At 59.9% G+C, this 11,843-nt stretch carries 9 protein-coding genes; 2 read left to right on the top strand and 7 right to left on the bottom strand.

Annotated features, from left to right (window positions below; genetic code table 11):
* Window positions 1-105 precede the first annotated feature (105 nt).
* Both nrdD and DMP08_RS03875 read right to left on the bottom strand, forming a co-directional pair.
* Window positions 106-456, bottom strand: a complete 351-nt coding sequence (gene nrdD, locus DMP08_RS03880; RefSeq protein ID WP_123191659.1) for an anaerobic ribonucleoside-triphosphate reductase — start codon at window positions 454-456, stop codon at window positions 106-108.
* An 83-nt stretch (window positions 457-539) separates the two neighbouring features.
* A complete protein-coding gene (locus tag DMP08_RS03875) occupies window positions 540-1,478 on the bottom strand; it encodes a LysR family transcriptional regulator (protein ID WP_123191658.1) in 939 nt (312 codons plus the stop codon).
* 250 nt (window positions 1,479-1,728) lie between these two features.
* On the opposite strand from DMP08_RS03875, the gene DMP08_RS03870 reads away from it, so the two are divergent.
* Window positions 1,729-3,522 (top strand): FAD-dependent oxidoreductase, encoded by a 1,794-nt coding sequence (locus tag DMP08_RS03870; protein ID WP_123191657.1) that lies wholly within the window; start codon window positions 1,729-1,731, stop codon window positions 3,520-3,522.
* 135 nt (window positions 3,523-3,657) lie between these two features.
* On the opposite strand, the gene DMP08_RS03865 is transcribed toward DMP08_RS03870, so the two are convergent.
* The 5 genes from DMP08_RS03865 to DMP08_RS03845 form a co-directional block, all read right to left on the bottom strand.
* The gene (locus DMP08_RS03865; RefSeq protein WP_123191656.1) at window positions 3,658-5,115 is read right to left on the bottom strand and encodes a CorA family divalent cation transporter; all 1,458 of its coding nucleotides are present in this window, start codon (window positions 5,113-5,115) and stop codon (window positions 3,658-3,660) included.
* Between the two features lie 119 nt (window positions 5,116-5,234).
* Window positions 5,235-5,504, bottom strand: a complete 270-nt coding sequence (locus DMP08_RS03860; RefSeq protein ID WP_123191655.1) for an ACT domain-containing protein — start codon at window positions 5,502-5,504, stop codon at window positions 5,235-5,237.
* Window positions 5,505-5,612: 108 nt separating this feature from the next.
* The gene (folE, locus tag DMP08_RS03855) at window positions 5,613-6,182 is read right to left on the bottom strand and encodes a GTP cyclohydrolase I FolE (protein WP_123191654.1); all 570 of its coding nucleotides are present in this window, start codon (window positions 6,180-6,182) and stop codon (window positions 5,613-5,615) included.
* A gap of 32 nt (window positions 6,183-6,214) precedes the next feature.
* Window positions 6,215-7,396: an SLC13 family permease gene (locus tag DMP08_RS03850; protein WP_211328379.1), complete on the bottom strand. Its 1,182-nt coding sequence runs from the start codon at window positions 7,394-7,396 to the stop codon at window positions 6,215-6,217.
* The gene (locus tag DMP08_RS03845) at window positions 7,389-8,249 is read right to left on the bottom strand and encodes an exodeoxyribonuclease III (protein WP_123191653.1); all 861 of its coding nucleotides are present in this window, start codon (window positions 8,247-8,249) and stop codon (window positions 7,389-7,391) included. The genes DMP08_RS03850 and DMP08_RS03845 overlap by 8 nt, the downstream gene beginning before the upstream one ends.
* A 131-nt stretch (window positions 8,250-8,380) precedes the next feature.
* Here DMP08_RS03845 and DMP08_RS03840 point away from each other — a divergent pair, with 131 nt between their 5' ends.
* Window positions 8,381-11,767, top strand: coding sequence for a metallopeptidase domain-containing protein (locus tag DMP08_RS03840; protein ID WP_148042322.1), 3,387 nt, complete (start codon window positions 8,381-8,383; stop codon window positions 11,765-11,767).
* Window positions 11,768-11,843: the final 76 nt, after the last annotated feature.

The raw sequence follows: 11,843 nt of genomic DNA, 5'->3' as shown, positions 1-11,843 counted from the left end.
TATACGAAACGAGTCGAGGACAAACGTCGCGACTCGTCAACGAATACGATGTTTCGTCCGCCGGAAGCCCCGGGAACCCCGAACGCGCGGCGTGATGCGAAGTCGCTAGCAGCCGTTAGCGCATGCGAACGAACGCTCATCGCGCGAAATGCCATGCTTCACGCGGTCGTGCTCTTCGGAAGACTTCGCGTCGTTCCAGCGGTCCATGGTGCCTACCAAGTATCCGGTAATGCGGCGGATCCGATCGAACGGAACGGGCGCCAGTCCATAGCGAATGCCCACATCCTGACCGTTGACCTCAAGATCAAGGCTGGTTACGGTGCTGTTCGGGTGCTGAGAATTGCCGCGATCAATGTAGGCGCGAATCTCCGCGTCGGTAACCGGGGCGTCAGATGCGTTCGCATATTCGATCGAAACGTCAACGCCGTCGACGCTATGCTTGGTTGCCTGAGTCATGCGCGTGCTCCTTTTTGCTCATGCGGGGAGGGTATCGTGTATTTTTATATGATACTAAAAGAGTAGCATTGAAGCAAGGGGCTTTACCGAACGGATGCAGAAGCCAGCTTGGTCATAGCGGCTACGAGCAGCGAACCGTTTTCAGAGCGAGCGAAATCGTCGGTGTACAACGCATAAAAATCGGTGCGCAGCGGCAGATCCTCCAAGACGAACGTGCGGCATTCCTCCCGCTCGTCAAGCCCGAACCGAGGAACAAGCGTCGTGGGAACCACGCCGATGCTATCGTTGAAATTGTAGGTGAAGTACTCGAAATGATCGGAGAACCCCATGGTTTTCAGCTCAACGTCAGCGCCATGCAAGCGGAACCGATCCGCCACCCCGTCGCGGATGTAGCCCCGATAGATGTCGGGAGGCAGCATAACGGCCATGCCGTCCAAGTCGCAAGCACGAACAACGTCTCGATCAAACAGCGGGCTCCCCTGCGTGACGAGCAGCCGAATTTCCTCCGACCCCAAACGAAACCCCTGAATGCCCTCGGGGTACGCACCGCGATCGTCCTCGGAAACATAGCTTTTCGCACCTGCAACTACAATGTCGTTCGTTGCATCTCTAAGCGCCTCGACCGTGCTGCACGGTCCGTTAACGGTCACGATGTCGATGCGCTTCATAGGGTAACGACGCTGCACTTCACAACGCGCCTTGTACAGAATAGTCTCCAGCCAGGGTAGATTGGTCTGGGCAACCGTAACCGTCAAAAGATTGTCGGCCATGTTTTGATAGTCGTCCACCATGACACGAACGAAGTCCAAAAGTTTCGCTCCCGACTGCACGAATTGCTTTCCCTCAGGAGTCAAAACCACCTTGCCTTGAGACCTCCCCACCAGAAAGCATCCAAGTTCCTCTTCGAGCGCGTGGATATGCTCGGTTAACGTCGGACGCGTGATGAACAGCCTTTTTGCAGCCGCCGAGTAATTCGCGTCCTCGGCAAAAACCAAAAATTCTTCCACGAATCGTGTATCCATCGGTGTCCCCTCCTTGGTCCAACGACGAACAGGTGTAAAGAAAATCTTACACCCTCTCGCCCGTTTTTGATAGCGCCCCAAAAATACCTTCGCCCTGCGCGAAAAGCCTTCAGACGCGGGCGAGAAACCAGGCATACGATAGCGATACGCGCCGGCCGGCATCAAAAAGCAACTCGTTCGAGCTGCGAACCGAACGGCGCGCTTCAACTCGGCTGGGGAGCCGAACAACGCAGGGAAAGGGGAATCGACCATGGAACTTGACCGCAGAAGCTTTTTGAAAGGAGCCGCCGTCTTGGGAGGAGCCGGCGCGCTTGCAGGCTTGGCGGGATGCGCTCCTCAAGGTAGCGCAGGAAAAGACGGTTCTTCGCCAAGCTCGAGCGCACGAGCGGCATTCGAAGCGGCTTCCGCTCCTATCGATCCTGTCGAAGCGCCGTCAGCGTGGGACGAAGAGACGGAAATCGTAGTTGTGGGATCGGGCGCAGGCGGCATGAACGCGTCCATCCGCCTAGCCCAAGCGGGCTATCGCGTGCTCATGCTGGAGCGGAACGAAGAAACGGGAGGCAATTCGAAGCACTCGTCGGTGTTCTCGAACTTCGGAGGGCACAAACAAGCCGAAGCCGCTAAATGGGCATATCCTTCGTACCCCTACGATGTAAACAATATCGTGGAGTTCGTTATGGACTGCCAGCAGATGACGGGCGATCCCGATCTGTTGCGCGCCATGGCCATCGAAGGACCGAAATGCATTGACTGGATGAACGAGCACGCCGGTGCGAAATGGGTTCCCATGAACCCTTCTCCTGCGGGCAACGGCCTTCTTGAATGGGAGGGCATGTCCACGCCCACGAACGGGATCAACGTCAACCTCATTCCATTTCAACTGCTCGAGCAAACGGCACGCGACGCCGGCGTTGAAATTCGCACCGGCTGCAACGTGGATGCGCTCGTATTCGACGGGACGACGGTGCTCGGCGTGAAGGTCACCGAAGCAAAGGAAACTCGCTTCGTTCGCGCGCAACGAGCAACCGTCTTAACCGCCGGAGGCATGGAGATGAACCGCGCCATGATGGCAAAACATTCAGCCACATGCCTGCATGGCATCGCGAACATAGCAACACCGCCCAATGGCACGGGCGAATGCATCCGCATGGGGCAAGGCGTAGGAGCGGACCTTTCCGGGTACGACTCCACCGGCGCCTTCGACGGCGGCGTGTGGTGGCGCGATTACGATGAGTTCGACACTCTAATGGACTCGCACATCAACAAAGACGGCAACCAGGCACTGCGGCAACCTTGGCTGCGCATTAACCGCGACGGCCAACGCGTGCCGTTCATATCCACGTCGGCAACCAGCTATCCGTACAACACTAACGCCGCCCCCTCGTCGGCAGGCCTATGCGACACGGCCGCCATCGAAATGAACCAGCCCGGAGGCAAAACGTACTGCTGCTTCGACTCGAAATTCGACCAGTTGGTGAAAGACAACTTTTTCGGCCAGGTCATCTGCCGAAAAGCGAAGATCGTCGCGCCCGACGACCCATACATAGACCGCGTACCCGAATGGTTGCGCGATTGGCATACCGGATTTCAGCAGATGATCGACGGAGGCGCCGTTTTCAAATGCGACACCATCGAAGAGCTGGAGGCAAAGCTCGAATTGAAGCAAGGCGTACTGGTAAGCTCGGTGAAGCAATGGAACGAGGCATGCGCCAAGGGCGAGGATTACGTAGAAACGTACAAATACCCGCCCGAGTGGATGATCGCCATCGACGAGCCCCCATTCTACGGCGCGAAACTGGGAGGCCATGTATTCGGCTCGAAGACAGGCTTGCGCGTCACGCCTCAAATGCAGGTAGTGAACACAAGGGGCGAAACGATCCCCGGCTTGTACGCCGGGTGGCACACCGCAGGCGGCTCTTCGGGAGAGGGAAACCCTGCAGGGAAACCGCTCACGGGAATGTATGCTGATCTGGGGCTGGCTTTCGTCGGAGGCTACATGGTCGCCGAAGGCATCATGAGCGAAGACGGCAGATCGGACGCGTAATCCAAAGAGAGCGCGCAACAAGCCTTGAGCGCGCCCGATTCGGAGAGGACGGATTTTGCAGCGGTCCTGTCCTCTCCGAATCGGGCGCGCGATCTGCGCCGCTCTAGCGCGGCTCCCCCGAACAGCTTTCTTAGATCAAAACCACTTGTTGCGCTTGAAGACGATGATCTCTACGGTCACGATCACGACAGCAACCGCGATCACCACGAAATAAGACATGCTCCAGTTGAGCTCGGGCATGAACTTGAAGTTCATGCCGTACCATCCCGTTATCAACGTCAAAGGCATGAAAATGGAAGTGACCACGGTGAGGATTTGCATGACCTTGTTTTGCCGCACGTCTATTTTCGATTGGTACAGATTCTTGATCTGGAGCGCATAGTCCAGCAGATCTTGCGTATCGTCGGCAAGATGCTGGGCCTGATCGGCCAGCATGGCGAACAACGCCCGATCATCCTCGGAAAGAACCTCGCTTCGCGCAGCAGCTATGGAAAGATTCATATGGGCGTATTGCTTGTAGAAGCGCAGCGTCGCCCGAAGGGAGCGTCGCAGCGACATGACGAACTCCTCGAAATCCTTCGGTATTTCGTTCACTTCCTCCGACGTGTTCTCCTCAAGCCTGTCCAAGCGCTCGAGCGTCTCGTCGAGCGTTGCGGCGGCGTCCCCTATGGTGAAACGCAAAAACTCAAGCAAAACAGCCGCAGGTCCAGGCTTTTCAAACGATTGCTGGCCAACGTAGCGCTCGAACAGCGCAGGGAAGAGCGGATCGTCGCTCAAGAACACGAGCCTTTCCCGCTCAAGAACGTACGCAGCTTGCAAAGGCCCTTCAGCTTGAACCTCCAAATCGGCGGGAAGCATGTCGACCGGCAGGAACATCGTCCCGACCACCTTCGACTGCAGCGCGTCGGCATGGCAATGCCGGATCTCCTTTGCCGACAAACCGTTCAAGCCGTATCCGATCTCGTCGGCATCGGCGGAGCTCTTCCTCACGATGACGACATCGGCCGGAGAATCGCCGTCCAAAGGGAACAGCCGACCGGCAAGGCGATACGAACGAGGAAGCAGGCAAGGCGGAGAACCCGCTTCGTCGGTAGCGCTTTTTTCGGAAGGCTCATCCTCTTTGATGCCCTGCCAAAACGTTTCCGTAGTGGCACGACGAGCCGCCGCGTAGTACAGAATCGGCAAGAGAACGGATGCGGCGAACGACACGAGGCTCTGAAAGGACACCACCGAAAGCAAACCCGTGGCCAGCGAAGAGACGACAGCAGCTCCCACCAGGGCCAACCCAAGCACCTGGCACGTTTCCGCGTGTCCCTTCCCGCGCGACACGCGAAAGCCCACCATCGCTGCGAACGTCTGCAGCAAAGACTCTGCAATGCCCACGCTCGAAACCGTGGCCACGAACAGAATGACCGTCTCTCTGTCTACGGCCTGGCCGTCGAACAACTGCCGGATATTTTCCGGATCCTGAAGAATGGCGTCGATGTTGAAAAGCAAGACAAAGGAGCTGGCAAGACCCAGCAAGGCGATGATCAGAAGCAGGGCGCTTGCCAAGCGAAGCGCCTTGAGGCCTTTTTCATGCGTACGGTTCATAGGTCACCTGCATCGTATTCGGCAAACGGACTCGACAAACAAGCAACTTCGCCCCAAATATCAACGATAGCCCGCATTCGGCGGGCTATCGTTGATCAGGCATTCAACGGGCGTTAAGGTTAAATCTTGTACATGAACTGGAAAACGTCCTCGCGCTGGATGATGATCTGCACGCCAAGATCCTGCCCAACGGCTTCCAGCTTCTCCTGCACGCAGTTGAAGTCGGCGACCTCGGTGTCAAGCGTGGTCAGCATCGTCATGGAGAAAATATCGTCCAAGATGGTTTGGCTGATGTCGTCGATGTTCGCGCCGCACTCGGCAAGAGCCATCGATACCTTGGCAACGATGCCGCTGCGATCCTTGCCCAAAACGGAAACTACGCACTTCATTGGATGGTCCCTTTCTCGCTGACGCCTGCTTCGCGTTCACTTCCATCATACCCGACTGCACCGCCATGTTTCACATGAAACACCCAGTCGGCGCAACGCGCCGCGCCGCTAATCGCGACGAGCGAATATAAGCGACATAGCCTCGGCCCGCGTGGCCTGGCTTTTCTCGAAAGCGCCGCGAACGGCGCTCGTCATCGTGCGCGTCCCCGGTTTTTTCACGCCGCGCATGCTCATGCACATGTGCTCCGCCTCGAGCACCACGATAACCCCCTGCGGATGCAGCTCCTCTATAAGAGTGTCCGCCACTTGGGAGGTCAAGCGCTCCTGCACCTGCGGACGTTTCGCGAACACGTCCACCAAGCGCGCGAGCTTGGACAGGCCGCAAATGCGCCCGTCGGCCGCAGGGATGTAGGCAACATGCGCCAGGCCGAAAAACGGAACAAGATGGTGCTCGCACATGGAATAGAACGGTATGTCGCGCACGAGGATCATTTCCTCATGGTGCTCGTCAAACGTTGTTTCAAAATGCTCGGAAGGATCCTCCGCCAAACCAGAGAACACTTCTTCGTACATTTTAGCCACGCGCTCCGGCGTTTTGACAAGGCCCTCCCTATCGGGGTCTTCCCCCATGCCTTCCAAGATCAGCCGCACGCCCTGCTCGATTTTCGCTCTATCCATACCCAACTTTCCTTCGTCGTTGCGTCAAAGCATCATAGCATGCACGCCCGCAGAGCAAGCAGCAGCGCAAGAAACGTCACATTCACCACGGCAAACGTCATCATGAACTTCCCGATTGCCGCGCCTTCCGCATGCAAGTACAGCCGCAGCGCAATCAGGCTGGCAAGCGATGCGACCGGCGTGCCCAAGCCCCCGATATCCACGCCCAAAAGCAGGCTCTGCCAGTCGCCCGTGAACTCGGAAAGCAGCACGGCAGCCGGAACGTTGCTGATAACCTGGCTTGCCGCCACCGAGGTCAGCAAAGCGTTCTGCTGCATCAGCCATTCGAACAAATCCCGAACCTGCTCGATGCGGCCCATATTCCCCGCGAACACGAAAAAGCACGCGAACGTCAGCAGAAGCCCGTAATCGACGGCACGGAACATGCGGCGATCGAACAGCGCGAGCGCAACAAGAACGACCGGCAGCAAGACGAGCGGCTCGATCACGCGCGCCACCGACAGCAAGCACAGCCCGAACAGCGCCGCATGCAGGGCCGCGCGCTTCAAGCGAATGCCCTCCGACGCCAAAGGCACCGCCACGCACGTGCGCCCTCTGCCCGACGCCAACGCCGCCGCGGCCAGCACGACCAGCGAAAGCGCAACGTAGGGAAGCAGCAGGCCCGCGAACTCCGCAAGGTCAAGTTCGTAGCGCATGAACAAGTACAGATTCTGAGGATTGCCCACAGGCGTGGCCATGCCGCCCAAGTTGGCTGCGACCGCCTGAAGCACCACCACCCAAGCAAGGGAGCCTATGCGCCCAGCGTGAGTCAGCACCAGCACCGCAAACGGAACGAACGCCAGCAGCGCCACATCGTTCGTCACCAGCATAGACGCAAAGAACGGCAGCATGACCAGCGTCAACGCGACCACGCAAAACGAACGGTCGCCTTGCAGCAGCGCCTTAGCCAGCGCATCGAACAAGCCGCTTGCCCGACATCCGGCAACGGTCGCCATCAGGCAGAACAGCAAAACCAGCACGCGCACGTCGAAATAGGACGCCCAGATCGCATCAGGGGGAACGAACAACGCCGAAACCGCCGCGCATAAAGCGGCTATGCACAGCACCGCCTCGCCGCGCGCCCATGACGCAAGGCGCACGAGCAGCGCTCGCACAGGCGAATGCGGGAAAGAAGGCCGCTTGCGCAAGCGGCCTTCACGCGAACCGTCAGCCAAAGCTCAGTTCCAAGCCTACAGGGCAATGATCGCTGCCGTGCACTTCGTCGTATATGCACGCGCTTTCGATGCTGGGCGCCAGCGCATCGCTCACCAAGAAGTAGTCGATGCGCCACCCCGCGTTGGTCTGCCGCGCCTTGAAGCGGTAGCTCCACCACGAGTAAGCCCCGGTCATATCGGGATGCAGATAGCGGAACGTATCGACGAACCCCGCATCAAGCAGTTCGGTGAACTTCCCGCGCTCTTCGTCCGAAAAACCTGCCTTGCCGCGGTTGGGGCCAGGGTTCTTGAGATCGATCTCCTGGTGGGCAACGTTAAGGTCCCCGCACATGACAACGGGTTTCGGGTCGGCCGTCTCGCCCGGCTGCGTCAACGGCAGCTCGGAGATCGTCACATGCCCCTCGCCAGGCGCGGGTCGCTGCACGGGAACGCCGGCGGGCAGCACGCCCTCTTCAAGCCCCTTGCAGAAATCACGGAACGCGTCGTCCCATTCCATACGATGGCCGATGCGCGCCAGCTCGTTTTGGGCGTTGGGCGTGTACACGTCAACGAACCAAAATTTCGGAAACTCCAGAGCGACCACGCGGCCTTCGGTGTCCAGATGCGGGAATCCCACGCCATGCAGGACCTGCATGGGCTGCTGCTTGCAAAACACGGCGGTGCCGGAATAGCCCTTTTTCTCCGCATAGCTCCAATACTCGCGGTACTGCGGCAGGTCGAGCGTTGCCTGGCCCTCCTGCAGCTTCGTTTCCTGCAAAGCCACGATGTCGGCGTCAATCTCGGACACGATGTCCTCGAAGCCCTTCTTCTGCACGGCGCGCAAGCCGTTCACGTTCCACGATATAAAGCGCATGGGAATCCTTCCCTCGAATTGATCGCGTCCAGTATAGCGGAAGCGAAACTCAGACTCGATTCCGCATGCGATCACGCAGCGCGGCAGCCTATAATGAAGCCACGATCCAGCCGAATCCTTAGGGGAGCCATATGCGCGATTCCACCCACCTTGCCCCATCAGCCGAATCCACCACGCTCCGAACGCTCAGAGGCATGCTTGCCGCAACGCTGATCGCGCTTGCGCTGACTGCGCTCGCCTTCCCCTCCGTCGCGCTCGCACACGAGACCGGAGGCTCGACATGCATTGTCACCGACGAGCAGCGCGCGGCCTACGAAGCCGACGGGACCCTGGAGGCGCGCATCGCATTCCAGAAAGCCCTCGGCAACGACCAACCTTCGCCGGAACTGATCCAGCAGGCCATTGCTCGGCAAGACGCGGAAAACGGCATGGCGAGCCGATCGGTCCCGGGAAGCTGGGAAAGCGGCATGGCCACGCAAGGGCGCGCGCATGTGCTGGCGCTGCGCGTGTCGTTTCCCGATTACGAAACCTTCAGCGAAGGCGACACGCTTGAGGCGCTGCAAGCGCTCGTTGGACCTCGCGACGTCGGCGGCTCCCCGTCCCCGTTGCAGGGAGCATCGCCCTTCCCTTATGAAAGCCTGAACGCCTACTACATGCGAGCCTCGTACGAAACGTTGATCATAACGGGCGAAGCGCTTGATTATCGGGCAAAGCACGAACGCGACTACTACACCGGAGACATCGGCGAGCTATTCAGAGAAGCATTGGCCGCCCTGGACGAAACCGAGGACCTGGCGCGCTTCGATGCCAACAAGGATGGGCGCCTGGACGCCGTGTACGTGCACTTCGCCGGCCCCGATACCGGCTGGGGCAGCACCTGGTGGAGCAACGAGCAGAACCTGAGCTCGCCCGATGCCGTATACGAAAACGGCACGGTGGGACTATGGAACGCGGTCATGCTGGCAAACCCGGCCAACAGGGACGGCGCCGGGCAAACCATCATCCACGAAACCGGCCACGTGCTAGGGCTTCCTGACTACTACCAATACGTCAGCCAACAGGGCGGATCGACGGAGCGCACAGGCATCCTCACCTTCGATATGATGATGGACAATCAAGGAGATCACAACGGGTTCTCGAAATGGCTCCTCGGGTGGCTGGACGGCAGCGATGTGACGAGGATCATCGCAAACGATCGGGAAACCGTCGTCAAGCGCGGGCGGGACGTCGTAACGCAGGACCCCGCAGGCGCGGTGGTCGAGCAGGAGCTGCACGCCTTCACCGCCGATAGCGCCGCGGATACCGGCGGCATCATCGTGTTGTCGAACCAGGATGAAGGCATGTTCTCGTCCTACTACGTGCTGCAGTACGATCGCTACGCCGGCAACCAAAGCGTGCAGTACGCCGACAGCGAGGGAACGCACGCGCTCCCATCGGGATTCCGGATGTTCCGCGTGCAAGCTGTCCTCACAAGCGACGGACTGGACTACGCAACCACGAATAGCAACGGAACCGTCCACAATCAGCTGATCGAGCTGGTCGACCCCGACATGAACGCCGTGCACTCCCAAACGCAAGACACCGTCCCCGCGGCCACGGAGAACATCGGCTACGGCTGCATGCTGTACAAAGGCGACAGCGTGACCCCGCAAGGCTACCCGTCAACCAACTTCTTCGAGAATGCGAACATCGGCTTCACCGGACTGAGCGTCTCCGTACAGGAAAGCGCAACCGACCGCGGACGGGTGCGAATCTCGCACTCCAACGCCGGCAAGCCGGTCGTGCCGACCGGTCTCGCCCTGAAGCCCCTGTTCGACACGGTACCTAACGTGGGAATGCTTGAGTTCGAAGCTTCAAGCGCCCTCGCATTCCCCGAAACCGCGCACCAAGTTCCCCAGCTCATCGTCGACGGCAAGCATCACGAGCTGTTCAACACCACCGTCGAGGGAACGCGCCTGCGCGTGCCGTGCATGCTTGACGCCGTCGACATTGCGGCGTCGTCCTCATGCGAGATCGTGTTCCCCGCCGGCATGTTCGTGCTGTCTCGAACAGCTACGGAAACCATGCTCTCCCCCGAGGTCCGCCTCACGCTGAGCCCGAATGCGAACATGACGAGCGTGGATAGGGCCGGGCTGTTCACGGGCACGGAATACGAGGACGTGACGACGTTTTTGAGCAACGTGATCGTCTGCGCCGAAGGCGAACGACGATTCTTCCAGGCAGCCGAAGGCACGTTGCGGCTGCATACCCTCGATGCGGACAATCCCGGGCGCGTGGCCAGCATCGACGTCGATGCGCCGAACACGCTGAGCACGACCGCCATCCAATCGCTCGCAGCGATTCCGCTTGAAAACGGCGCCGTGTTTTTGGCGATGGCGGCAAACGAAACGAGCACGGGAAGCTGCTACTGGGTTGACCCGCAAGACGGTCGCGTGCTTGCTTCCTGCGCGCTAGAAAGCGGCGGCACCCGGCGCTACATCGCCGACGGCAACACGGTGATCGCAACCGATTCCTATCACGGCGAAACCGAAGACGGCCGACGCGGTGGCACGCTGCTGACCTCGCTTGCGCCAAAAGACGGCGGCGCGGTGAGCATGCGCTACGGTTGGACGGCCGCTGAAGCAACGGCGACCGCAAACCCAACGACCCTGGCTTGCGGCTTCTTCGACAGCGTTACGGAAAAAACCACTGAAGTCAGGCTTGTGGATGCTGCCAGCATAGCGAGCGCGCTGGCAGAGAGCACCCGAAACCCCTTCGATGCCGCTTTGGGCGGAGAGGTCTGCACGCGGGCGGCCGCAAGAACGACCATCCCCGTGCAAGAGAGCCGTATAGTGCTTGATGCGGCAGAACGGGCCGGCATATGCACGCTGTTGCTAGGCTCGTCGCTCGGCGATGATTCCGCGGGCGCCGACAATCTCGTCATGCGCTTCGACGCTTCCGGCACAGAACAAGCGCGCGCTCCCATCGCGCCGCCAAGCGGCGACGAAACGGCGTACACGCGCATGATCGCGGGCGAGCACGGCGCTGTTGCGCTGCTGGCTCGAGCGCCGCTTCCCTCATGCTCCATAACAAAGAGCAGCGCGCAATTCCTGGATGACGGCTTGCGGCCGCTTTCGCAGCTGACCACCGCATCCAGCACGGACGGAGCATGGCTGGCCGACGGCCGTTGGATCGACATCGGCCGCAGCATTTCCGCCTCATCCGGGCCGAAAGGCTCGCCCATCCAGGAAACCGACGACGCCGAAAGCGACGGCAGGCCGCGCGTGTACTATACGATCACCGCGCACATGGACGCCCCCAAGCCCGTCGACCCCGACGTGCCGCCGGCTCCCGATACGCCCAGCAACCCGGATTCCCCCAAACAGGATGCAAGCGGCGGGCAGCCGTCCGTGCAAGCGAAGGCCCTTGCAGGCACCGGGGACGCAACAGCGACGGCCGCCGCAACGACCGCAGCGATAGCCTTTGCAGCCTTGAGCGGGATCGCGTTGCTGCGCCTACGGCGCAAACAGGCAAAGTAGCCGGACGAAAAGAAAAAAGCCCGTGCATGGGCGAACAACGCTTGGCGCATGCACGGGCCGACGACGCTACGCGGTA

The sequence above is a fragment of the Paraeggerthella hongkongensis genome (genome assembly GCF_003726035.1).
Lineage (GTDB): Bacteria > Actinomycetota > Coriobacteriia > Coriobacteriales > Eggerthellaceae > Paraeggerthella > Paraeggerthella hongkongensis.
This window is presented reverse-complemented; position numbering and strand designations above follow the sequence as displayed.